At 60.8% G+C, this 21,153-nt stretch carries 23 protein-coding genes; 14 read left to right on the forward strand and 9 right to left on the reverse strand.

Features of this window, described 5'->3' with window-relative positions; all coding sequences use genetic code 11:
- Nucleotides 1-3 precede the first annotated feature (3 nt).
- The 5 genes from C8N42_RS00445 to C8N42_RS00465 all read left to right on the forward strand — a co-directional run bounded on the left by C8N42_RS00445 (nucleotide 4) and on the right by C8N42_RS00465 (nucleotide 4,292).
- Entirely contained in the window at nucleotides 4-1,014 is a 1,011-nt protein-coding gene (locus tag C8N42_RS00445; RefSeq protein WP_107814576.1) for an ArsJ-associated glyceraldehyde-3-phosphate dehydrogenase, read from the forward strand.
- Entirely contained in the window at nucleotides 1,014-2,267 is a 1,254-nt protein-coding gene (arsJ, locus tag C8N42_RS00450) for an organoarsenical effux MFS transporter ArsJ (RefSeq protein WP_107814577.1), read from the forward strand. The genes C8N42_RS00445 and arsJ overlap by 1 nt, the downstream gene beginning before the upstream one ends.
- Nucleotides 2,268-2,476: 209 nt before the next feature.
- A complete protein-coding gene (locus C8N42_RS00455; RefSeq protein ID WP_107814578.1) occupies nucleotides 2,477-3,025 on the forward strand; it encodes a biotin transporter BioY in 549 nt (182 codons plus the stop codon).
- Nucleotides 3,026-3,027: 2 nt separating this feature from the next.
- Nucleotides 3,028-3,705: an energy-coupling factor ABC transporter ATP-binding protein gene (locus C8N42_RS00460; RefSeq protein ID WP_107814579.1), complete on the forward strand. Its 678-nt coding sequence runs from the start codon at nucleotides 3,028-3,030 to the stop codon at nucleotides 3,703-3,705.
- A complete protein-coding gene (locus C8N42_RS00465) occupies nucleotides 3,699-4,292 on the forward strand; it encodes an energy-coupling factor transporter transmembrane component T family protein (RefSeq protein ID WP_107814580.1) in 594 nt (197 codons plus the stop codon). The genes C8N42_RS00460 and C8N42_RS00465 overlap by 7 nt, the downstream gene beginning before the upstream one ends.
- Here C8N42_RS00465 and C8N42_RS00470 read toward each other — a convergent pair.
- Nucleotides 4,289-5,059 carry an IclR family transcriptional regulator domain-containing protein gene (locus C8N42_RS00470; RefSeq protein WP_107814581.1) on the reverse strand — a complete coding sequence of 257 codons (771 nt, stop codon included), beginning with the start codon at nucleotides 5,057-5,059 and terminating at the stop codon, nucleotides 4,289-4,291. The two genes, C8N42_RS00465 and C8N42_RS00470, sit on opposite strands and share 4 nt — an antisense overlap.
- Before the next feature lie 106 nt (nucleotides 5,060-5,165).
- On the opposite strand from C8N42_RS00470, the gene C8N42_RS00475 reads away from it, so the two are divergent.
- From C8N42_RS00475 to pcaF, 3 genes are read left to right on the forward strand one after another with little or no spacing between them, the layout of a single operon-like run.
- Nucleotides 5,166-5,885, forward strand: coding sequence for a 3-oxoacid CoA-transferase subunit A (locus tag C8N42_RS00475; protein ID WP_107814582.1), 720 nt, complete (start codon nucleotides 5,166-5,168; stop codon nucleotides 5,883-5,885).
- A 17-nt stretch (nucleotides 5,886-5,902) separates the two neighbouring features.
- The gene (locus C8N42_RS00480) at nucleotides 5,903-6,577 is read left to right on the forward strand and encodes a 3-oxoacid CoA-transferase subunit B (RefSeq protein WP_107815035.1); all 675 of its coding nucleotides are present in this window, start codon (nucleotides 5,903-5,905) and stop codon (nucleotides 6,575-6,577) included.
- A complete protein-coding gene (pcaF, locus tag C8N42_RS00485; RefSeq protein WP_107814583.1) occupies nucleotides 6,577-7,776 on the forward strand; it encodes a 3-oxoadipyl-CoA thiolase in 1,200 nt (399 codons plus the stop codon). Before C8N42_RS00480 ends, pcaF begins: the two co-directional genes overlap by 1 nt.
- Nucleotides 7,777-7,782: 6 nt before the next feature.
- Here pcaF and C8N42_RS00490 read toward each other — a convergent pair whose 3' ends face one another.
- Complete coding sequence (locus C8N42_RS00490) at nucleotides 7,783-8,700, reverse strand: LysR substrate-binding domain-containing protein (protein ID WP_107814584.1); 918 nt, start codon at nucleotides 8,698-8,700, stop codon at nucleotides 7,783-7,785.
- A 78-nt stretch (nucleotides 8,701-8,778) separates the two neighbouring features.
- On the opposite strand from C8N42_RS00490, the gene pcaD reads away from it, so the two are divergent.
- The 5 genes from pcaD (at nucleotide 8,779) to C8N42_RS00515 (ending at nucleotide 12,407) form a co-directional block, all read left to right on the forward strand.
- Complete coding sequence (gene pcaD, locus C8N42_RS00495) at nucleotides 8,779-9,561, forward strand: 3-oxoadipate enol-lactonase (protein ID WP_107814585.1); 783 nt, start codon at nucleotides 8,779-8,781, stop codon at nucleotides 9,559-9,561.
- The gene (gene pcaC, locus C8N42_RS00500; protein WP_107814586.1) at nucleotides 9,558-9,938 is read left to right on the forward strand and encodes a 4-carboxymuconolactone decarboxylase; all 381 of its coding nucleotides are present in this window, start codon (nucleotides 9,558-9,560) and stop codon (nucleotides 9,936-9,938) included. Before pcaD ends, pcaC begins: the two co-directional genes overlap by 4 nt.
- Nucleotides 9,935-10,675 carry a protocatechuate 3,4-dioxygenase subunit beta gene (pcaH, locus tag C8N42_RS00505; RefSeq protein WP_211309129.1) on the forward strand — a complete coding sequence of 247 codons (741 nt, stop codon included), beginning with the start codon at nucleotides 9,935-9,937 and terminating at the stop codon, nucleotides 10,673-10,675. The genes pcaC and pcaH overlap by 4 nt, the downstream gene beginning before the upstream one ends.
- 1 nt (nucleotide 10,676) lies before the next feature.
- Entirely contained in the window at nucleotides 10,677-11,282 is a 606-nt protein-coding gene (gene pcaG, locus C8N42_RS00510) for a protocatechuate 3,4-dioxygenase subunit alpha (RefSeq protein WP_107814587.1), read from the forward strand.
- A gap of 69 nt (nucleotides 11,283-11,351) precedes the next feature.
- Nucleotides 11,352-12,407, forward strand: a complete 1,056-nt coding sequence (locus C8N42_RS00515) for a 3-carboxy-cis,cis-muconate cycloisomerase (protein ID WP_107814588.1) — start codon at nucleotides 11,352-11,354, stop codon at nucleotides 12,405-12,407.
- Here C8N42_RS00515 and pobA read toward each other — a convergent pair.
- Nucleotides 12,404-13,579, reverse strand: a complete 1,176-nt coding sequence (pobA, locus tag C8N42_RS00520; RefSeq protein ID WP_107814589.1) for a 4-hydroxybenzoate 3-monooxygenase — start codon at nucleotides 13,577-13,579, stop codon at nucleotides 12,404-12,406. The two genes, C8N42_RS00515 and pobA, sit on opposite strands and share 4 nt — an antisense overlap.
- Nucleotides 13,580-13,666: 87 nt before the next feature.
- Here pobA and C8N42_RS00525 point away from each other — a divergent pair, with 87 nt between their 5' ends.
- The gene (locus C8N42_RS00525; protein WP_107815037.1) at nucleotides 13,667-14,521 is read left to right on the forward strand and encodes a helix-turn-helix domain-containing protein; all 855 of its coding nucleotides are present in this window, start codon (nucleotides 13,667-13,669) and stop codon (nucleotides 14,519-14,521) included.
- Here C8N42_RS00525 and C8N42_RS00530 read toward each other — a convergent pair.
- The 6 genes from C8N42_RS00530 to C8N42_RS00555 all read right to left on the reverse strand — a co-directional run bounded on the left by C8N42_RS00530 (nucleotide 14,518) and on the right by C8N42_RS00555 (nucleotide 21,152).
- The gene (locus C8N42_RS00530; protein ID WP_107814590.1) at nucleotides 14,518-16,068 is read right to left on the reverse strand and encodes an acyl-CoA dehydrogenase family protein; all 1,551 of its coding nucleotides are present in this window, start codon (nucleotides 16,066-16,068) and stop codon (nucleotides 14,518-14,520) included. The genes C8N42_RS00525 and C8N42_RS00530 overlap by 4 nt on opposite strands.
- Complete coding sequence (locus C8N42_RS00535) at nucleotides 16,065-16,940, reverse strand: amidohydrolase family protein (RefSeq protein WP_107814591.1); 876 nt, start codon at nucleotides 16,938-16,940, stop codon at nucleotides 16,065-16,067. Before C8N42_RS00535 ends, C8N42_RS00530 begins: the two co-directional genes overlap by 4 nt.
- Nucleotides 16,941-16,951: 11 nt before the next feature.
- Nucleotides 16,952-18,766, reverse strand: coding sequence for a feruloyl-CoA synthase (locus C8N42_RS00540; RefSeq protein WP_107814592.1), 1,815 nt, complete (start codon nucleotides 18,764-18,766; stop codon nucleotides 16,952-16,954).
- Nucleotides 18,767-18,830: 64 nt separating this feature from the next.
- A complete protein-coding gene (locus C8N42_RS00545) occupies nucleotides 18,831-19,280 on the reverse strand; it encodes a MarR family winged helix-turn-helix transcriptional regulator (protein ID WP_107814593.1) in 450 nt (149 codons plus the stop codon).
- A gap of 10 nt (nucleotides 19,281-19,290) precedes the next feature.
- A complete protein-coding gene (locus C8N42_RS00550; RefSeq protein ID WP_107814594.1) occupies nucleotides 19,291-20,613 on the reverse strand; it encodes a TRAP transporter large permease in 1,323 nt (440 codons plus the stop codon).
- Nucleotides 20,613-21,152, reverse strand: a complete 540-nt coding sequence (locus tag C8N42_RS00555) for a TRAP transporter small permease (protein ID WP_107814595.1) — start codon at nucleotides 21,150-21,152, stop codon at nucleotides 20,613-20,615. The genes C8N42_RS00550 and C8N42_RS00555 overlap by 1 nt, the downstream gene beginning before the upstream one ends.
- Between the last annotated feature and the right edge of the window lies 1 nt (nucleotide 21,153).

A 21,153-nucleotide genomic window follows, 5' to 3' on the forward strand; every position in this document is an offset into this window, starting at 1 on the left:
ACCATGCCAAAAATCGCCCTGAACGGCCTCGGCCGGATCGGAAAACTTGCGCTGCGCGACCTGTTCGACCGGGGGCTTGGCGAGAATATCGTCTTGCTCAACGATCTTGCCGGAGATGCGGAGCAACATGCGCTTCTCTTGGAATTCGACTCGGTGCATGGGCGCTGGGGGGCGGAGATTTCCCATGATGCCGACAGCCTCACCGTGAATGGCACACATATGATGCTGACACGGGCGGCACGGATCGAAGACCTGCCTTTGGAACAGTTGGGCGTCGATCTGGTGATCGACTGCACGGGGTATTTCAAGACCGCCGGTCGGATTGCACCCTATTACGAGGCCGGGGTGAAGAAGGTGGTAGTCTCGGCCCCGGTGAAGGACGGCGGCGCGCTCAATCTTGTTTACGGGGTGAACAGCGATCTTTACGACCCGACGGCGCATGATCTTGTGACAGCGGCGTCCTGCACGACGAACTGCCTTGCGCCGGTGGTAAAGGTGATCCACGAGAACCTCGGGATCAAACACGGCTCGATCACGACAATCCATGACGTGACCAACACACAGACCATCGTCGACCGGCCCGCCAAGGACATGCGGCGAGCGCGCTCGGCGCTCAACAACCTGATCCCGACCACGACGGGGTCTGCCACGGCGATCACACTGATTTACCCGGAGTTGAAAGGGCGTCTGAACGGCCATGCGGTGCGGGTGCCTTTGCTCAACGCCTCACTGACCGATTGCGTCTTCGAGGTGGAGCGGAAAACTACGGCGGAAGAGGTGAACGCGCTGTTCAAGGCAGCGTCCGAGGGGGAATTGGCGGGCATTCTCGGCTATGAGACGCGCCCCTTGGTGTCCTGCGACTATATCAACGATTCGCGCAGTTCCATCGTGGACGCAAACTCCACGATGGTGATCAACGGCACACAGGTGAAGATTTACGCCTGGTATGACAACGAATGGGGCTATGCCTGCCGTCTCGCCGATATTGCGCGGATGGTTGCGGGGGCGATGTGATGGCGCAGACTGCAACGGCGGAGAATCCCCTTCGCGCCTATATGGCCGTCACGGCGGCCTATTGGGCCTTCATGCTGTCGGACGGCGCGTTGCGGATGCTGGTGCTGTTGCATTTCAACGGGCTCGGGTTTTCGCCGATCCAACTAGCCTACCTGTTCCTATTCTACGAAATTGCAGGCATCGTGACGAACCTCTCGGCGGGCTGGCTTGCGGCACGGTTCGGTTTGACTTCAACACTTTACGCGGGGCTTGTGATCCAGATCGGGGCGCTGGCGGCACTCGCCAGGCTCGATCCGACGTGGTCGGTGTCGGCCTCTGTCCTCTATGTCATGGCAGTGCAAGGGGCGTCGGGCGTGGCCAAGGATCTTGCGAAAATGTCGTCCAAGTCAGCGGTCAAGATCCTTGCCCCCAAAGGTGACGGCAGCCTGTTCAAATGGGTCGCCGTTCTGACCGGATCGAAGAATGCGGTGAAAGGCTTCGGCTTTTTCCTCGGCGCGGCTTTGCTGGCGCTCGCGGGGTTCAAAGCGGCGGTCTGGGGCATGGCTTTCGTGCTTGCGGTGATCCTCGTGGCGGTCGTGGTCTTCATGCCGAAGGGCCTTCCGACCGGCAAGAAAGGCACCAAAATCTCCGCGATCTGGTCGAAGGACCGCCGGATCAACCAGTTATCACTCGCCCGCATGTTCCTCTTCGGCGCGCGCGATGTGTGGTTCGTCGTTGGCATCCCGATCTATTTCAAGGCGATTTTCTCCGACGGCACACCCGAAGGCGCACGACAGGCGTTTTTCATCGTCGGCACCTTCATGGCGCTCTGGATCATCGGATACGGCTTTGTGCAGGGCATCGCGCCGCGCTTTCTCAAAGGGGCGGCGGGCGATGATGCGGCAGGTGCGCGCATGGCCGTCAAATGGGTCGGGCTATTGACGCCCATTCCCTTTGCCCTCGCCGCCCTCGCGCTCATGGCTGGCGCACCGACGCTCTGGCTGACGCTTTCTCTGGTGGTGGGGCTTTTGCTCTTTGGCTTTGTCTTTGCGGTAAACTCTTCTGTGCATTCTTACCTCATCCTCGCGTTCTCGGGAGAGGACCGCGTAACGATGGATGTCGGGTTCTACTACATGGCCAACGCGGCGGGGCGGCTTTTGGGCACACTTCTGTCGGGGCTCTCGTATCAGGTGGGAGGATTGCCGCTCTGCCTCGCGACAGCGGGGGTGATGGCAGCCTTGAGTTTGCTCTCGGCAAGACAGCTTGAAACCTGACCATGCGGTCGGGAAATACGGGAGTATTCCTGTATAATTTTGCAGCTCCGTGCGATGCGCCAGCGTTTTGAAAAACTTCTCCGCAATTTTGCAAATCAAACCGCTGCCTATCGAAAAAGGGGGTTTACCAGAGGTCAATGAGCCGCTTATCACTCAGCGCCAAAGACACAAGGCCGGCGCGAAACCGGCTCAGCTCCGGAGGAGAGACCATGACCACGCGCGACATCACCCTGATCGCTTTGTTTACCGCCCTGACCGCCGTGATGGCGGTGTTCCCGCCGGTGACCCTGCCGCTTCTGCCGGTGCCGATCACGGCACAATCTCTGGGCGTGATGCTCGCAGGTGGTGTGTTGGGCGCGAAACGTGGCGGGCTGTCGATCCTCCTGCTTCTGGTGCTGGTCGCCATCGGCCTGCCGCTTTTGTCGGGCGGGCGTGGCGGTCTGTCGGTGTTCTTCGGCCCGACCGCAGGCTTCCTTCTCGGCTGGCTTCTGGCCGCCATCGCCATCGGCTGGATGACCGAGAAATTCTGGGACGGGCTGTCCTTTGTCTCCGCCACGCTGATCTGCGTCATAGGCGGCATCGGTGTGATGTATGCGGTGGGCATTCCGGGTATCAGCCTCGCCGCAGGCGTGCCGTTTTCCAAAGCCTTCATGGGCTCCGTGACCTTTATTCCCGGTGACATCGTCAAGGCCCTGATCGCCGCCGCCGTGATGGTGACGGTCAAGAAATCCTACCCGATCATCGGTCAGGCCGCCTGACCATGACCATGCGCTTCGACAGGGTCTCCGTAACCAAAGGCACGCGCGAGATCCTGTCGGAGATCACCCTGAGCCTGAACGAACACCGCGTCGGCGTGATCGGCCACAACGGCTCCGGGAAAAGCACGTTTCTGCGGCTTTTCAACGGGTTGGAGAAACCGTCTTCTGGCACGGTCCGGTTCGGAGAGACCGAGGACGACCTGCGCCACCATGTCGGTTTCATGTTCCAGAACCCGGACAATCAGGTCGTCTACCCGATGGTTGAGGAAGATCTGGCCTTTGGCCTCAAATCCCGAAAATTACCGAAAGCCGAAGTCGCTGCGCGCATCGAGCGCGTGCTGAGCGAGCTGTCTCTAACCCATCTCAAAGACCGCCTGACCCATCAGCTCTCCGGTGGCGAAAAACAGATGGTCGCGCTGGCGGGTGTGCTGGTCACAGAGCCGGAATTGATCTGTTTTGACGAACCCACGACGCTTTTGGATCTGCGCAACAAGATGCAGTTCATGAGTGCGCTCTCCACCCTACCCCAACCCGCCGTGGTGGTATCCCATGATCTCGACCTCTTGGCCGGGTTCGATCGCATCCTGCATATCGCAGATGGCCGCATTCACGCGGATGGCAAGCCCGAAGACGTCATCCCCGCTTACAAAGCACTCTGCGAAGATTTGGACGAATGCTGACCGATCTCTATATCCCCGGCGACAGCCTGCTGCACCGTGCGCGACCCGCGTGGAAGCTGGGCGTGCTGTTTCTCTATTGCACCTCGGTTTTCGTGATTTCCCATCCACTGATGCTGGCGGCGGGGCTTGCGCTTGTCGCTCTGGGCTACGGCATCGCCGGACTCGGTCCTCGCGACGCGTTCACCGCAATCCGACCCGCCCTTGTCGTCCTGCTGATTATCTTTGTCGCCCAGCTCTGGCTCGAAACCCTCTCGCTCGCAGCTTACGTGACGCTCAGACTCATGGCCCTTCTGATGGCCGCCGCTCTCGTGACCTACACCACGCGGGCGAGCGAATTCACCGAAGGCATTCTTGCGCTTCTGTCCCGCGCGCCGAAATGGGTGCCGAAAGACAAGATCGCGCTCGCCATGTCCCTGGTCTGGCGGTTCATCCCTATGATCCGCGCCCAGTTCGACGAGGTGCGCGAGGCCCAACGCGCGCGCGGGCTGGAACGCAACATGCTGGCGCTTGTCGTGCCTTTGGTTGTGCGCACCCTCAAAACCGCCGATGAGGTCGCCGAGGCGATTACCGCGCGGTCTCTCGATTAGAGCACCCGCCTCAATCCGGACTGCACTTTGAGCAATTTCGGCAGGTAGGTCGGCATCAAAGCCTCGGCCTTCTCCTGCGTCGCGGCCATGCCGGTATTCAGCGCGGCGACAATATGGCCGTGACCGTCGACCAGCGGCACGGCGATGGAGCGCAGACCGATTTCCACCTCCTGATCAATGATCGCATACCCCTGTTTATGGGCTTCCTCGACACGCTTCATAATCTCGTCCGGGTCGGTGATGCTGAACGTCGTGCGCGGAGACAGGTCGGAGGCCTCGACAATCGCACGGGCTTCGTCCTTTGGCAAAGCGCCCAAGAGAATGCGCCCCATGGAGGTGCAATGCGCCGGAAGACGCGAGCCGGGCATGAGGCCAATGGACATCACTCGCTTTTGCGCGGCGCGGGCGAGATAGACGATCTCCGTGCCATCGAGGATCGAAACGGAACAGCTCTGACCGATCTGCTCGGTGAGTTGATCGAGCCAAGGCTGGACGATCTGTGGCAGGGGCAGCGCGGAGATCGCCCCCATTCCGAGCCGCAGCGTGCGCGGCGTGAGCGTGAAGAATTTGCCATCGTAATCGGCATAACCCTCCGCATGAAGCGTCAGAAGACAGCGCCGCGAAGTCGCTCGGTCGAGCCCCGTCGCCTTGGACACATCGGTAATCGAAAGCTTCGGCGTCTTCGCCCCGAAACATTCGAGAACGCGGAGCCCCTTCGCGAGAGAAGAGATGGTATCGGATGATTTGCTCGTCGCCCTGTTCGTCATGCGCACAACTTTTCGCGGCATCCGAACAAATGTCAAGATGCGTACAAAAAGACTCGTCGCCACGCGCACGGAAGTCTAGATCAGAGCGCGTAATCTGGAGGACATCATGGATAAAACCATCTCTACCGTGGCCGAGGCGGTCGCGGACATTCCCGATGGCGCACAGGTGATGATCGGCGGTTTCGGCGGCTCTGGCGCGCCAATCGAACTGATCCACGCGCTGATCGACCGTTTCCGTGCCACCGGCAGCCCGAAAAACCTGACCGTGATTAACAACAACGCAGGCAATGGCTATATCGGCATCGCCGCGATGATCAAGGCAGGCATGGTCAAGAAGATGATTTGCTCCTTCCCGCGCAGCTCGAACGCCGAGGCGTTCAACGAGAAATACCTTGCGGGCGAGATCGAGTTGGAGCTGGTGCCGCAGGGAACGCTCGCCGAACGCATCCGCGCAGCGGGCGCAGGCATCCCGGCGTTTTACACACCGACATCTTTCGGGACGGAACTGGCCGAGGGCAAGCCGACCGAGGAATTCGACGGCAAGATGTATGTGCGCGAGCGTTGGCTAAAAGCCGATTTCGCGTTGATCAAAGGCCAGCAGGGCGACACGGTCGGCAATATGACCTACCGCATGGCGGCCCGCAACTTCAACCCACTGATGGCGATGGCCGCCGCGAAAACCATCGCGCAGGTTTCTGAACTGGGCGAGCCGGGTTCGATTGATCCGCAACAGGTGATCACCCCCGGCATCTTCGTCGACGCGATTGTCGAAGTTGCACAACCTCAACAAGAAGAAGTGCTTGTGCGCACGGGAGTGGTCTACTGATGCCCGATTTCAACATTATGGAAGACAAGCTCTCCAACGCCCAGATCGCATGGCGCGCCGCCCAGGACATCGAGGACGGCTCCTATGTAAACCTCGGCATCGGCTTCCCGGAGATGATCGCGAAATTCCAGCCGGAAGGCCGCGATGTCACCTATCACACCGAAAATGGCGTGCTGGGCTTCGGCAAGGCACCGAAAGAAGGTGAGGAAGACTGGGACCTGATCAATGCGGGTAAAAAGGCGATCACGCTCAATCCGGGTGCCTCGTTCTTCCACCATGCCGACAGTTTCTCCATGGTCCGTGGGGGTCACCTCGATCTCGCCGTGCTGGGCGCCTATCAGGTCGCGCAGAACGGCGATCTGGCGAACTGGCGTGTCGGCACCAAGGGCGTCCCGGCCGTGGGTGGCGCGATGGATCTGGTCCATGGCGCCAAACGTGTGGCCGTGGTCACCGATCACGTCACGAAAGATGGTGGACCGAAACTGGTCGAGACCTGCACCTTCCCGCTCACCGGCGTCGGCTGTGTAACCCGTGTCTACACCTCGCTCGCCGTGATCGACATTGAGGGCGGCAAGTTCATCCTGCGGGAGAAACTGCCGGGTCTCACTATGGAAGCGCTGCAAGCCGTCACCGGGGCGACGCTCCACACTGACGGCAACGTTCTTGATCTGATTGTCCCGGAGGACCTGTGATGACCGACGTTTATATCTGCGACTATATCCGCACGCCCGTGGGCCGTTACGGCGGTGCGCTGTCTTCCGTGCGGGCCGACGATCTGGGCGCGATCCCCTTGAAAGCGCTCGCGGAACGCAACCCGTCGATGGACTTGGCGGCGATTGACGACGTGATCTTCGGCTGCGCCAACCAAGCGGGCGAAGACAACCGCAACGTTGCGCGCATGTCGCTTTTGCTGGCGGGCTACCCGGAGACGGTGTCCGGCACGACGATGAACCGGCTCTGCGGCTCCGGCATGGACGCGATCATTGCGGGCGCGCGGGCGATCAAGGCAGGCGAGGCCGATCTGATCATCGCGGGCGGCGTCGAGAGCATGTCTCGCGCGCCCTTCGTGATGCCGAAGGCGGAAACCGCCTTTTCACGCGCGAACGCGGTCTATGACACGACCATCGGCTGGCGTTTCGTCAACAAGCTGATGAAGGCCCAATACGGCGTGGATTCTATGCCCGAAACCGCCGAGAACGTCGCGGAGGATTTCAACATCTCCCGCGAGGATCAGGACCTGTTTGCCCTGCGCTCGCAACAGAAAGCGGGCGCTGCGATGGCGAACGGGCGTCTGGCACGCGAAATCGTCCCCGTAACCATTCCGCAGCGCAAGGGCGACCCTATCGTGGTCTCAGAAGACGAGCATCCGCGCCCCTCCACCACGCTGGCAGCCCTGCAAAAGCTCAAAACCTTCGTCAAAGCCGACGGCACCGTGACTGCGGGCAATTCCTCCGGCGTCAATGACGGCGCGGCGGCGCTGATCCTTGCCTCGAAAGAAGCGGCGGAAAAGCACGGGCTGAAACCGATTGCCAGGGTGCTGGGTGGGGCGGCCGCCGGTGTCGCGCCGCGGATCATGGGCTTTGGCCCGGCGCCCGCGTCGAAAAAGCTGATGGCACGTCTCGGTCTCAAGCAGGAAGACTTTGCGGTGATCGAGTTGAACGAAGCCTTTGCCTCGCAGGGCCTCGCGACGCTGCGCGATCTCGGGATTGCGGATGACGACCCGCGCGTGAACCCAAACGGCGGTGCGATCTCCATCGGTCACCCGCTTGGCATGTCCGGCGCGCGGATCACCGGCACGGCGATGTTGGAGCTGAAACCGGGTGAGAAATCGCTGTCGACCATGTGCATTGGCGTCGGCCAGGGCATCGCGATTGCCCTCGAAGCCGTTTAACAAACCTCAGCGGGCGGAGAATTCCTTCGCCCGCCGATGCAACAGGCTGGCCAGAAAGTCTGCCGGACTGTCGCGCGTGAAATCGAATTTCCGCGTCAGCCCTACCGCCCCCGTCATGTAATCCACGCCGAGATCGAGCGTCGAAAGCCGCCCCTCGGACAACTCGCGCTCGACCACGCCACGCGAGATAAACCACAGCATGTCGGAACGCTCCACGAGCGGCAGACCGACCGGGCGCGCCACGGTTTCGAAGCGCACATTCACAGTTTCATCAAGCCCCGAGGCGATGAGATATTGCATAACCTGCTGGCGAATAATCGAGCCGGGATTAGGCAGGATAACGGGGTAGCGCCTCAGCGCCTCGACCGGGGAGAGGCCCAACCCGGGATGGTCTTTGCGGGCGACCAGATAGACGGTTTCGTCATAAAGATATTCGAACGACAGACCCGCCATATCGCGCGCAGGCGCCATGCGCCCGACCACGAGGTCAAGCCCGCCGGAGCGCATGCGATCAATGAGATAGCGGTTCGGGCCGGTGATGACGGCGATGCGGGCATCGGGCCTGAGTTCGGAAAACTCCAGCGCCACGGCGGGGAAAAGACCGCTGGCCACGGTGGGTAAAACGCCGACCTTGACCACATCCGTGCGCCCGCCGCCGGTGATGGCTCGCACCCCGGCCTCAAGACTTTGCAGCGAGGAGAGCGCATGACGGCGAAACGCCTCCCCGGCGGGGGTCAACACCGCCTGCCGCCCGGTGCGCGTGAACAGCGGTGTACCAAGCTGAGCCTCCAACTCCGCGATGGTTTTCGACAGGGCCGGTTGCGAGACATGCCGTTCCCGCGCCGCCGCCGAGATGGTCCCGACTTCCGCGACGGAGAGAAACGCCTCCAGATGGCGCAGCTTCATGCCATTCGGTATATTCATTTGGTTATACTTTATACATCATATTGTATTTTTCGCACTGCAAATCTTATGGCAAATTGAAGAAAAGGGAAGACAGGAATGCACGCACTGAAACGAGACTGGGGCACCATGCATGTCCGCCACAAGGGCGGTAAGGGACCGGCCCTGGTGTTCATCAACTCGCTCGGAACCGATCTTCGGATGTGGGACGAGGTGTGCGGTCACCTGCCGCAGGACTGGATCACACTGCGCATGGACAAGCGTGGACATGGGCTGTCAGAGACCGCGCTGGAGGGCTACGGCATTCCGGAACTGGCCGAAGATGTGATCGCGGCGATAGACGATGCGGGGCTAGCAAGCGCCATTCTCGTCGGCTGCTCCATCGGAGGACTGATCGCGCAGCATGTGGCGCTTATGGTGCCGGAGAAGGTACAAGGTCTGGTGTTGTCGAACACCGCCTCGATGCTTGGTGCTGCCGAGGGCTGGCACGCGCGGATCGCGGGCGTGCGGGAAAACGGCATGGCGGCGATGGCCGAGGGCATCCTTCCGCGCTGGTTCGGGCCGAAGATGCTGGCCAATCCGAACGCGCCCCTGTGGCGCACGCTTTTGGCCCGCACGGATCAGGAGGGCTATATCGCCACCTGTGCAGCGATTGCGGGCACGGACATCACGGATCGCTTGGGCGAGATCACCCAACCCGCGCTGGTGTTCGGCGGCAAGCACGATCTGGCGACCCCGCCGGAAGTGGTGGAGGCGCTGGCGCGCAACCTGCCGCGCGCCGATCTGGTGATGTTTGAAGAGACCGGGCATTTGCCCGCCATCGAAGCGCCCGAAGCCTTTGCGGAAGCGCTGGTGAAATTTGTGGAAAGGATCGCCAAATGAGCGAGAAATTCGATCAGGGGATGAAAACGCGGCGCGAAGTCTTGGGCGATGCCCATGTCGACCGCGCCGAGGCGGCGAAGACCGAATTTGATCTGCCCTTCCAAAGCCTGATCACCGAAGGTGCCTGGGGGACCGTGTGGTCCTCGGATAAAATCAGCCGCCGCGAACGCTCGATGCTGACCATCGCGCTATTGGCCGCGACCGGGAATTTTGAGGAAATTCCGATGCATATCCGCGCCACCGTGCGCACCGGGGCATCAAAAGACGATGTGGCGGAGGCGCTGCAACACGTTGCGATCTATGCGGGCGTGCCGAAAGCGAACCATGCGCTCAAGCTTGCCAAGCAGACCTATGCAGAGATGGAGGAGACCCAATGACCAGCCTGATCACCGATCAGGGCCCGCTGATCCCGCGCAATCGTGCGATTCACCCGGAGCCCTACGACCCGGCCTATAAGACATCCGTGTCGCGTTCGCCGAACCTGCCGCTTTTGTCGATGGAAAGCTCGCCATCGGAAGAGACCGGTCCCACTTTCGGTCACAACAAGCTCGGTGCGCTCGACAATAACCTGATCCTGAACTGGACCAAGGGCGCGGCCCCCGCCGTGGGCGAGCGTATCCTGATGCATGGCCGGGTTCTCGATGAGAACAACCGTCCGGTGCCGAACACGCTGATCGAGATCTGGCAGGCCAACGCAGGTGGCCGTTACCGCCACAAGAAAGACACCTATTTCGCCCCGCTCGACCCGAACTTTGGCGGTTGCGGTCGGACCATCACCGATGAGAACGGCTATTACGAATTCCTGACCGTGCGTCCCGGTGCCTACCCTTGGCCGAACCGTGCGAACGACTGGCGCCCGATGCACATTCACATCTCGATCTATGGCCACAGCTTCGGCCAGCGACTGATCACGCAGATGTATTTCGAGGGCGATCCGTTGATTGATCATTGCCCGATCGCGGCGACGATCAAGGATCGCAGCCAGCTTGACCGCCTTGTCGCGCCGCTCGATTTTTCGAAATCGCGTCCGCTCGATTTCCTCGCCTATAAATTCGACATCGTGCTGCGTGGTCGACGCCAGACCATGTTCGAGAACAAGCTGGAGGGCATGTGAGATGACCCAGAAACTTGATGTTTTGCAAGAAACCCCGTCGCAAACCGCAGGCCCCTACGTTCATATCGGCTTGATGCCGACCTATGCGGGCAACGGCGGTTATTACGAGGAAGAGATCGGCACCACGCCTTTCGTCGATGAGAGCAAGGCCAAGGGCGAGATCATCGAGATCGTCGGCTCCGTCTTCGACGGCACCGGCTGGGCGCTGCGCGATGCCCTCATTGAATCCTGGCAATGTGATGCGGGCGGCGTGTTCCCGGGCGCGGACGGCGCCGATCCGGCCTTCACCGGGCATTGCCGTTTTGCCGCCGATGCGGTGACCGGCGAGTTCACGCTCCGCACCGTGAAGCCGGGCTCTTACAAAGGCCGCGGTGGCACAGTGAGTGCACCGCATATCTCGCTTTGGGTCGTGGCCCGCGGCATCAACATCGGCCTCAACACCCGGATTTATTTCGAGGATGAGGCTAACGATGACGATCCGCTTCTGAACCGGATCGAACAACGCCCGCGCGTCGACACCCTGATCGCGAAGAAGATCGAAGATGGCAAATACCGTTTCGACATCCGCCTTCAGGGGCAGGATGAGACCGTATTTCTCGATCTATAAAACTTGCACAAAATCAACTATAAGGGGCGGCAAAGACCGCCCCTTTGGTTATTCATAAGGACAAATCCGATGAGTCTTTCCATTTTCGATCACCTCTGGCTGTCCGGTCTGTTTGGCGACCCGGAAATGGCAGCGATCCTCGCGCCGGAGCGCCAGATGGCACATATGCTGGCGTTCGAGGCGGCCTGGTCGCGGGCTTGCGGCAAGGCCGGTCTGTTCGATGCGGCGAAGGCGGAAGAAGCGGCGATTGCGATCGAGGCGGCGGAGATTGATTTTGAAGACATCGCGGCGGGTATGGGGCAGGATGGCGTTCCGATCCCGCGTTTGGTGAAGCAGTTGAAGGCGATTGCACCGGCCGAGGCCTTGCACAAGGGCGCGACATCGCAGGATGTGGTGGACACAGCGATGGTGTTGGCGCTGCGCGAGGCGTCCAGCCTGATCGCCGGTCGGTTGATAGAGTTGGAAACCCATCTCAAAACCCTCGAAGACCGGTTCGGCGATGCGCCTTTGATGGGTCGCACCCGGATGCAGGCGGCGACTGAGATGACCGTGCGGGACCGAGTTCTGGTGTGGCGTTTGCCGATTTCGGATCATCTCAAAACGCTCGACCAGAAACGCGCGGATGTTGAAAAAGTGCAAGTTGGCGGGGCATCGGGGGATCGCAAGGCACTTGGCGACAAGGCCGATTTCGTGGTTGCCGAGGTGGCGAAAACCTTGACCCTCGCGCCGACCGACAAGACATGGCAAACCATGCGGCACGGGATTGCGGGCTATGCCTCTTTCCTGTCGCTTGTCACAGGAAGCCTTGGAAAAATCGGACAGGATATCGCGCTCATGGCGCAGCAAGGCATTGAAACCGTGTCGATTTCCGGTGCGGGTGGATCATCCGCCATGCCGCACAAACAAAACCCCGTGTCTGCTGAACTTTTGGTCACGCTCGCCCGGTTCAACGCGACGCAGGTCAGCGCTATGCATCATGCGGTGGTGCATGAGCAGGAACGATCCGGAGCTGCATGGTCCCTTGAATGGATGGTCCTGCCGCAGATGCTGATGGCCACGGGGCGGTCGCTCTCCATGGCCATCGAACTTGTTCAAAACATTCAGAGATTGGGCGATCCGGTTTAAAACGGCAGACCGATGTAATTCTCCGCAAGATCGCGCCGCGCAGTCTCGGAGGTCGCAAGGTGGTTCAGCGTCGCTTTGCGCATCTGCTCGGCAAAGGCGTCCTCTCCATCAAATCGGTGCAGCATGGTCGTCATTTGCCAGCTGAACCGCATCGCCTTCCAAATGCGCGCCAGCGCCCGGGTCGAATATTCGTCAATGCCGGAGGTCTTGCCCTTCACGGCGTCGATCAGCGCCGTGTAGAGATAGTACACGTCAGAGGCCGCGAGGTTCAGCCCCTTCGCCCCGGTGGGCGGGACGATATGGGCGCTGTCGCCCACGAGGAAAAGATTGCCCCAACGCAGCGGTTCGGACACGAAACTCCGCAGAGGCGCGATGGATTTTTCAATGGACGGTCCGGTAACGAGACGGCTTGCCGCCTCCGACGGAATGCGGCGGGAGAACTCGTCCCAGAACCGCTGATCCGACCAATCCTCGACCTTGTCCGTCAGCGGCACCTGCACGTAATAGCGCACGAGATTTTCGTTGCGCATGGACGCAAGCGCGAAACCGTGGCGGGAATTCGAGTAGATCAGCTCGTCGTTGACCGGCGGGGTTTCCGACAATATCCCAAGCCAGCCAAAGGGATAGACGCGCTCGAATTCCTTGCGCTTCTCTTCCGGAATGGTCTTGCGCGACACGCCATGGAACCCGTCGCAGCCCGCCACATAGAGGCACTCAAGACGTTTGCGCGTGCCTTCATGGGTGAAATCGACATAGGATTTTGCCTGATCCAGATCGTGGATTTCCACGTCGGAGACCTCATGCAGCACCGTCGTCCCCATGGCAGCCTGAGCATTGTAGAGATCGGTCGTCACCTCGGTCTGACCGTAGACCATGACCTGTTTGCCAGTCAGCCCCTTGAAGTCGATATGCACCATCAGTTCTTCATCCGTCAGATAGCAGCCGTCATGCGGGATGCCCTCCTTGTCCATCCGCGCATCGACACCGGCTTCGCGCAGAAGCTCGACGGTGCCCCATTCGAGAATGCCCGCACGGATACGGGACAGAACATGGTCGCGGGTGGCACGTTCGAGAATGACGGTGTCGATCCCTGCCTTGTTCAGAAGCTGGGACAAAAGCAGCCCCGAAGGTCCGCCGCCAATAATCGCGACTTGGGTGGTCAATGTGGTCATGTGCGTCTCCTCCATTTGCGAGGAGATTAGCGATATGCGGTTCAGATCAGAATGGACCGGCGCGGCAATGAATGGTACTTTTCCGGCATGAGTGAAATCAGCCCCATCCCCGCTTTCAATCTTTTCGGTGAAACCAGCGCCTTTCCCGATGTGATCCACTGCGAGAGGGTGTTCGACCGGGCACGCTTGCATGGCTGGAAAATTTCGCCGCACCGGCATCACCAGATGGCGCAGGTGTTTCATATCGAGAAGGGATTTGCGCGGGTCACGCTGGACGGAACGGAAACTGCCTTGAAGAATGGTGAATTTCTCTATGTCCCGTCCAAAATCGTGCATGGGTTTGCCTTCGAGAAGGGCACGGAGGGGATCGTTCTCTCCCTGCCCTCTCCCGTGGTTCATCGGCTTGGACCGAAGGCTCCTGCGCTCACAACATGGCTCAACGGGGCGCACCATGCACCCCTGTCAGAACTTGCCGCCTCCCTGCTCTCGCAGATTGCACTTTTTCATGAGAAATCTGGCACATTTCGCGCACAGCGCCTTGTGGCCCTCTCCCATGCGCTCCTGACGACACTGGCCGAGGACACGGCCCGGTCCGAAACACCGGAACAGGATCAGACACGGCAGATGCAGCGCCTTGACGCCCTGATTTCCGAGCATCTGACGGAAGGCTGGAGTGCGGCGGATTATGCCCGCGCGCTTCATATGACCGCCGGTCATTTAAACCGGATCGTGCGCAAGGACACGGGCGCGACGCTCACGCAATATCTGGAAACCGCAGTGATGACGGAGGCCTGTCGGCACCTTGCGTTTACACGTCTGCCTGTGGCGGAAGTGGGCTATCGGTTGGGGTATACGGACCCGCCGTATTTTTCCCGCCGCTTCCGGGCGCGCATGGGGGAGACCCCCACAGAGTATCGCGCCCGGGTCGCGGGAGAGATTTAAGTCGCGAGCGGCAAGCGCACCGGCAAGGGGCGACGGGCCACGCGCCTGGCGAGACGGGTCATCTCTGGCTCCCCCGTCGCCGCCAATTTGCACCAGACGGCACGAAACAGAAGTTCGCAGGTCAAAGCCATGAAATCATGCGCTTTCTCAATCGCACCCTCTGACATGCCTGCCTGCTCACCCTGCCAATCGGACAACAGCGCAAGACAATCGGCATTCCCGGAGGCGAGGTCTTCGATCAGGCGAGCAAAGGCGTCGGGACCCTCTGACGCACGCAGACCACGGGTTGCGGTGGCGATGGCATGGATACCATTCGCACCCTCATAGATCGAAGTGATCCGGGCATCGCGCCAGGTCTGGGACACACGGTATTCGGTCAAATAGCCGTAACCGCCGAGCACCTGAATGCCGAGATCGGCGGCGCGAATGCCGGCATCAGTGCAGAACACCTTGCAAAGCGGGGTCAAAAAATCCACCAGCGCACGGTTCTGACCGAGGGTCAGTTCGGCCATGGTGAGATAGGTCATCGCACGTGCCCCGAGCGCGAGGGTTTTCTGTTCGTCGAGCATACGCTGCACGTCCGGGTGATCGAACAACACAGCCTCAGAGCCATCCGCTTTGCGGCCCTGTTTACGCTCGGCGGCGTAGTCCGAGGCGATATGCGCGGCGCGCGAGGCATGGGCAACGCCTTGCAGCGACACATCGAGACGGGCGTGATTCATCATGGTGAACATCGCCATGAGGCCCGCTCCCTCCTCCCCGATCAGCTCGCCATAGGCACCGTCGAAGGCGAGTTGGCAGGTCGGCGAGGCATGCAGGCCGAGTTTTTCTTCGATCCGGGTGACCGTGACTGCATTTCGCGCCCCGTTTACATCGGAGGGACAGAGGAAAAGGGACAGGCCCTTGATCCCTTCTCCGCCGGTGCGGGCGAGCACAAGGTGCAGGATGTCGTCTGACATGTCCTGATCGCCACCGGAGATGAAGATTTTCTCTCCCTCGATCCGCCAACTGTCGCCCGAAGGCGTGGCTTTGGTGCGGATACGAGAGAGATCGGACCCCGCGCCCGGTTCGGTCAGGCACATGGTGGAGAGCGTTTCACCTGCCGCAAGACGCGGAATCCAATACTGTTTCTGGTCCTCGGAGCCGAATTTCATCAGCGTCGAAATGGCGCCGGGGACGAGATTGCAGACCATCTGCATGGCATGGTTCGCGCCGGAGAAAATCTCCGACACGCCCGCCGCCAGAAGCGCGTTCTGCCCCATACCGCCGAACTCTTCGGGGGCGGTGAGCCCCTGCCAACCGCCCTCGGCGAGTTGATCGAAGGCGTCCTTGAACCCGTCGGGCATAGTGACGCGACCGTCTTTCAGCGCACAGCCCTGCGCATCGCCGGGCTCGTCCAGGGGCGCGATCACGCCCTCGGCGAAAGAGGCGAAATGCTCAAGGATGCCCTCGGCCAGTTCATCGTCCCAGTCCGGCAAACGCCCGGCACCGGCAACATGGCGCAGGCAAAACAGGATGTCGTCGAGCGGGGCTTTGAACGGCGTCATTCGGAGACCCCCAAAAGCCGCATCGCATTCTCCTTGAGGATCAAAGGCCGCACCTCCTCGCGGAATTCGGCCTTGTCGAAGGCATCGAGCCATTTTTCCGGCGCGATCATCGGCCAGTCGGAGCCGAAGAGCATCTTATGCTTCAGCATCGTGTTGGCGTAGCGCACGAGGATCGGCGGGAAGTATTTCGGCGACCAGCCGGAGAGGTCGATATAGACGTTGGGCTTGTGGGTCGCGACCGACAGCGCCTCTTCCTGCCACGGAAAGGACGGGTGGGCGAGGATGATCGGCATGTCGGGGAAATCGACGGCCAGATCGTCCATATACATCGGGTTCGAATATTTGAGCCGCATGCCATTGCCGCCCTTCATCCCGGAACCGACACCGGTTTGGCCGGTGTGGAACAGCGCGGGTTTACCGGATTCCGCGATGGCCTCGTAAAGCACGTAAGCGTTGCGGTCGTTGGGGTAGAACCCCTGCATCGTCGGGTGGAACTTGAAGCCCTGAATGCCGTGGTTCTCCACCAGATCGCGGGCCTCGCGCGCGCCCAATTTGCCCTTGGCGGGGTCAATGGAAGCAAAGGGGATCAGGATGTCCGAGTGCTTGGCGCAGGCGTCGGCCACCTCGTAATTGTTGTAGCGGCGATAGCCCGTCTCACGCTCCGCATCGACCGGGAAGATCACCGCGGCGATGTTCATCTCACGGTAATGCGCGGCGGTCTGGTCGATGGTCGGCGGGTGGCTCCACGGCGCACCGAAATATTTGGCCATGGAGGCCTGAAGATCGTCATAGCCGTCATCGTGGTGACAGCCACAGGCCTCCTCGGCATGGGTGTGAAAATCAATCGCTCTGACTTGGGAAAAATCTACCATGTTTCAATTCCTTACACGCGGATGAGGGCCGGATCCTCGTTATCGTACATACGTTCGAGAAGATCGGCGCGGCGGGTGATGATTTTGCGGGTGTTGAGCGAGCCCTTGTCGGTGATCTCACCGTCTTTGACGGACGGCGGCTCGGCAAGGATGATGGCGCGGGCGATGCGCTTGGCCGAGCCCGACGCGGCGCGGGCCATCTTGCGCAGAACGTGGTGAATCTCGGCCTGAAGATGTTCGTCGATCACCGCGCCCTCGGACGTATTGTCGCTATGAACCTGATCCGGACGCGGGAAGATGAAAAGACCGATCTCGCCCCGGTCATGACCGCAAACCACCACATCGAGCACCAGACCGCGCAGGGCCTCCAGAACATCGAGCCGCAGTTTGCCCGCCTGCACCCATGTGCCGGTCAGCAGCTTGAAATCCTCGGAGACGCGCCCGTCGAAGACGAGGCCCCGGTCCGGGGCGTCATTGTCGAGAAATTTCACCGCATCGCCGGTGATGAAAAAGCCCTCTTCATCGAACGCCTCGGCGGTCTTCTCCGGATCATGGAGATAGCCGGGCATGACGTTCGGGCCTTTGACGCGGATTTCACAGCGCATGTCATGGTCAGGGATGAGTTTGACCTGAACACCCGGGATCGGCACACCGATCACACCGGAGCGTCCGATCGGCTCATGCACCATGACATTGGCGGGGGCGGTCTCGGTCAGACCCCAGCTTGAGATCATCAGGGGAAGACGTCCGCGCACTTCGAGGGCCATTTCCTCAAGCCGGGTCCAGATGTCCTGCGGCAGCGACGCTCCGGCATAGAACAGCATGTCGAGGTCTTTGAAATAGGCCTCTCGCAGGGCCAGATTGTGCTCCATCTCATGCACCAGCATGGAAAAGCCCACTGGCACGTTGAAGGCGAAATTGCCCGCCTTGTCGGTGATGTTGTCGATCGTGTGCTGGAACAAGGCCTTCGTCGGCTTGCCGTTGTCGATGTAGAACGAGCCGCCATGCAGGAGCATCATGTTGACGTTATGCGAACCGCCGAAAACGTGGTTCCACGGCAGCCAGTCGACAATGCGCGGCGGGCGTTCCTTGGTGAACGGTAGAACGGAGGCCATCTGTGCCTGATTGGCACACATCATGCGCTGAGTGGTCATGACGCCTTTCGGATCGGACGACGAGCCCGAGGTGAAAAGGATTTTCGCCAGCGTATCCGGGCCGACCGCCGCGTGAACGGCGGACAGGTCCACGCCCGCGTCCCCCTTGAGAAGCTCGGAAAGGGGGGTGACCGGGCGTGGCGCGCCCTCCGGGAGAGAGGCCACGATTTCGATCCCGTCGAGATCGGGAAGCGCGAGCGCCTTGGCATAACGGGCGGCATCGTCGACGAAGGCCATTTTCGGTTTCGTCTTGTTGATCGCGTATTGCAGACGGAAATGCGCTTCTTCGATCAGGGAATATTGTTCGGCCAGAGGCACGGTGGGGACACCGGCCCATTGCGCTGCGAAGGACATCAGCGCGTGATCGACCGAATTGCCGGACATGATCAGGATCGGCGTGCTCTCGTTCAGACCACGCGCGGCGAGCGCGGAAGCAATGGCTTTGACGCGGGCGAACACCTCGGCGTAGCCCAGCTCGCGCCAGCCCTCGCCGGAGCGCTCGGCAAGAAAGACGTGACCCGGGCGCTTGGTGGCCCATTTCTCAAGCCACACCCCGGTGTGCGCGACCACCGGGTCGAGCGGGATGTTCGAAGTGAGGATGAAATCGCCCTCCCGACGCTCCATCCGAACCGAATGCGGAGCAATGGTCAGCCCCGTGATCGTATCTTTCATGCGTTCCTCCCATGATCCTTTCGGGGATCCTCTCCAAAGACCCTTCGCGACGCCTGTCGCGCCGCTATGTGCGCCGGACCCGCCGCAGAAGATCGCGCAGGGTCGCGCGCTCCTCTGTCGACAGGTCGTGAAACAGAGCGTCTTCATGTGCATGAACGGCGCGCTCCGCCTCTTTCCATTTCGTCTCCCCTGCCTCGGTTGTGCGCAGGGCGTATTGCCGGCGGTCCCCTTCGACGCGGCCGCGCTCGATCAGATCGGCGCTCTCCAGTTCATCCACCAGCACCACCACGCCGGAGCGCTCGATATGGAGCGCCTCGGCGAGGCGGCTCTGGGAGATGTCGGGATTTTCGCGAATGATCGCCAAGGCAGAGAAGGAGGTCATCCGCAGGCCCAGAGGCTCCAGCACATTCGCCAGATCTTCGCGCACGGACAGAAAGGCGCGCTTCATGTTGTAGCCCACGAATTGACGCAGGTTCTGATCTGTAATTGCTGTATCCTTGTCGCATTTGGTCATCGTCTCATCCTCAATTGGCCACCAAGTCTACCAGCCAATAACTCAACACCGGGAAGCTCACCAGAAGGGCGATCCGGAAGAATTCCGCCACGATGAAGGGCGTGGTGCCTCGGAAAATCTGCGCAGTGGGGATGTCTTTGGCCATCGAGGAAATGACGAAAAGATTCATCCCCACGGGCGGCGTGATCAGTCCCATTTCAACCACCACCAGAGAGATGATGCCAAACCACATGGCCTGTTGCTCCGGCATGAGGCCGAAATCGAGCGCCATGATGGTCGGGAAGAATACCGGGACGGTCAGAAGGATCATCGAGAGGCTGTCCATGACGCATCCCATGATCAGGTAGAACACGATGATGCCCATCAGAATCACGATGGGAGCCACATTGGCCTGCGAGAAGTAGGCAGCGACATCGGCGGGCATTTGCGACAGTGCCAGAGCCACGTTGAAAATATCCGCGCCGAAGACGATGGCGAAGATCATCGCGGTGGAACCCGCCGTGTCGATCAGGCAATCGAGGATGGTGCGGGTGTTGAGCCCCTTGGTCAGAAGCCCGGTGATCAGCATCAGGACGACCCCGACAGAGGCGCCTTCTGCAGGAGTGAAGAACCCGCCATAGATGCCACCCAGCACGACCACGAAGATCGCGACGACATGCCAGATGTCTTTGAGCGCCTTCATACGTTGGGCAAAGCTTGCGGGTTCGTGGGTCGGGCCTTCTTCGGGGAAGAGCCGGACGTAAACCGCGATGGCAATGCAAAAGCCGATGACCGCAAGCGTGCCGGGAATGGTGGCCGCGAGGAAGAGTTTGACGATGTTCTGTTCGGTCAGAAGCGCGTAGATGATCAGCACCACGGAGGGCGGGATCAGGATGCCAAGCGTGCCGCCCGCCGCCAGAGAGCCGGAGGCCAGCGCGCCAGAATAGCCGTGTTTGCGCATCTCCGGCAGGGCGACACGCGCCATGGTGGAGGCGGTCGCAAGCGAAGAGCCGGAGATCGAACCGAACATCGCACAGCCCGCGACGGACGCCATGGCGAGACCACCGCGCAGATGGCCGATCCAGGCGTTCGAAGCGGCGAAGATCGCGGCCGAAATGCCGGAACGTGTTGCGAGATGACCCATAAGGATAAAGAGCGGCACAATGGCCAGTTCATAGGACATGAACTTGTCGACCCATGCGGTGTTGAAATAGGCCATCAAAGCCCAGGGCGAGGCAAGCGTGATGTACCCCACCGCGCCGACAAGCCCCATGCCCAGCGCAATCGGCATCCGTGCGAAGATCAGCATCAGAAGTGCTGCGACCATGACAATGGCAATCGTCAAAGGCTCCATCACCGCACCTCCAGCGCACGAAACGCGCCGCTCATCATCGGCAGGGATTGCAGGAAGGCGACTACGGCAGACAGGCCCATGCCGAAGATCGCGGGCAGGTAGACCATCCAGACCGGCGCACGCAGCAACATGGTGCGGTCACCGTAGTCATGCATCTCGGCCATACCGAGGGTGAGACGCCATGTCACGAAGCCCCAGCAGGCGGCGAAGATCAGGGTCCAGACCCCGTCGAAACGGCGCTGGATCACGGGTTTCAGCCAAAGCGTGAAGAGATCGACCATGACATGCCCCTTGTTGAACTGACAGAGCGGCAGGAAGAGCGAGGCACAGGCGGCGCAGGCCAGTTCCACCAGCTCGAAATCGCCGCGAATGCCCCCGAACCCCAGATTGCGCATGACAACCGACAGGGTGACGGTCAGCGAAGCGACGAAAATCACCGCCCCGCCCAGCCCCGCCGAGATCAGGCAAACCGTGCGGAGGAGGCGAAACAGGGGGGTATGCTCCCCCTGCTCGCTCTCGTTATGAAGCCGTTCGGCCATG

Origin of the sequence: Celeribacter persicus (assembly GCF_003050785.1) — a bacterium.
Taxonomy (GTDB): domain Bacteria; phylum Pseudomonadota; class Alphaproteobacteria; order Rhodobacterales; family Rhodobacteraceae; genus Celeribacter; species Celeribacter persicus.

Excerpts from the sequence above, each read along its gene's own strand:
- C8N42_RS00515 (WP_107814588.1), top strand. The coding sequence starts at position 11,352 with ATGAGTCTTTCCATTTTCGATCACCTCTGGCTGTCCGGTCTGTTTGGC.
- C8N42_RS00480 (WP_107815035.1), top strand. The coding sequence starts at position 5,903 with ATGGAAGACAAGCTCTCCAACGCCCAGATCGCATGGCGCGCCGCCCAG.
- C8N42_RS00545 (WP_107814593.1), bottom strand. The coding sequence starts at position 19,280 with ATGACCAAATGCGACAAGGATACAGCAATTACAGATCAGAACCTGCGT.
- C8N42_RS00530 (WP_107814590.1), bottom strand. The coding sequence starts at position 16,068 with ATGACGCCGTTCAAAGCCCCGCTCGACGACATCCTGTTTTGCCTGCGC.
- C8N42_RS00490 (WP_107814584.1), bottom strand. The coding sequence starts at position 8,700 with ATGAATATACCGAATGGCATGAAGCTGCGCCATCTGGAGGCGTTTCTC.
- C8N42_RS00555 (WP_107814595.1), bottom strand. The coding sequence starts at position 21,152 with ATGGCCGAACGGCTTCATAACGAGAGCGAGCAGGGGGAGCATACCCCC.
- C8N42_RS00470 (WP_107814581.1), bottom strand. The coding sequence starts at position 5,059 with ATGACGAACAGGGCGACGAGCAAATCATCCGATACCATCTCTTCTCTC.
- arsJ (WP_107814577.1), top strand. The coding sequence starts at position 1,014 with ATGGCGCAGACTGCAACGGCGGAGAATCCCCTTCGCGCCTATATGGCC.
- pcaD (WP_107814585.1), top strand. The coding sequence starts at position 8,779 with ATGCACGCACTGAAACGAGACTGGGGCACCATGCATGTCCGCCACAAG.
- C8N42_RS00550 (WP_107814594.1), bottom strand. The coding sequence starts at position 20,613 with ATGGAGCCTTTGACGATTGCCATTGTCATGGTCGCAGCACTTCTGATG.
- pobA (WP_107814589.1), bottom strand. The coding sequence starts at position 13,579 with ATGACCACATTGACCACCCAAGTCGCGATTATTGGCGGCGGACCTTCG.
- C8N42_RS00445 (WP_107814576.1), top strand. The coding sequence starts at position 4 with ATGCCAAAAATCGCCCTGAACGGCCTCGGCCGGATCGGAAAACTTGCG.
- pcaG (WP_107814587.1), top strand. The coding sequence starts at position 10,677 with ATGACCCAGAAACTTGATGTTTTGCAAGAAACCCCGTCGCAAACCGCA.
- pcaC (WP_107814586.1), top strand. The coding sequence starts at position 9,558 with ATGAGCGAGAAATTCGATCAGGGGATGAAAACGCGGCGCGAAGTCTTG.
- C8N42_RS00460 (WP_107814579.1), top strand. The coding sequence starts at position 3,028 with ATGACCATGCGCTTCGACAGGGTCTCCGTAACCAAAGGCACGCGCGAG.
- C8N42_RS00525 (WP_107815037.1), top strand. The coding sequence starts at position 13,667 with ATGAGTGAAATCAGCCCCATCCCCGCTTTCAATCTTTTCGGTGAAACC.
- C8N42_RS00535 (WP_107814591.1), bottom strand. The coding sequence starts at position 16,940 with ATGGTAGATTTTTCCCAAGTCAGAGCGATTGATTTTCACACCCATGCC.
- C8N42_RS00540 (WP_107814592.1), bottom strand. The coding sequence starts at position 18,766 with ATGAAAGATACGATCACGGGGCTGACCATTGCTCCGCATTCGGTTCGG.
- C8N42_RS00455 (WP_107814578.1), top strand. The coding sequence starts at position 2,477 with ATGACCACGCGCGACATCACCCTGATCGCTTTGTTTACCGCCCTGACC.
- C8N42_RS00475 (WP_107814582.1), top strand. The coding sequence starts at position 5,166 with ATGGATAAAACCATCTCTACCGTGGCCGAGGCGGTCGCGGACATTCCC.
- C8N42_RS00465 (WP_107814580.1), top strand. The coding sequence starts at position 3,699 with ATGCTGACCGATCTCTATATCCCCGGCGACAGCCTGCTGCACCGTGCG.
- pcaH (WP_211309129.1), top strand. The coding sequence starts at position 9,935 with ATGACCAGCCTGATCACCGATCAGGGCCCGCTGATCCCGCGCAATCGT.
- pcaF (WP_107814583.1), top strand. The coding sequence starts at position 6,577 with ATGACCGACGTTTATATCTGCGACTATATCCGCACGCCCGTGGGCCGT.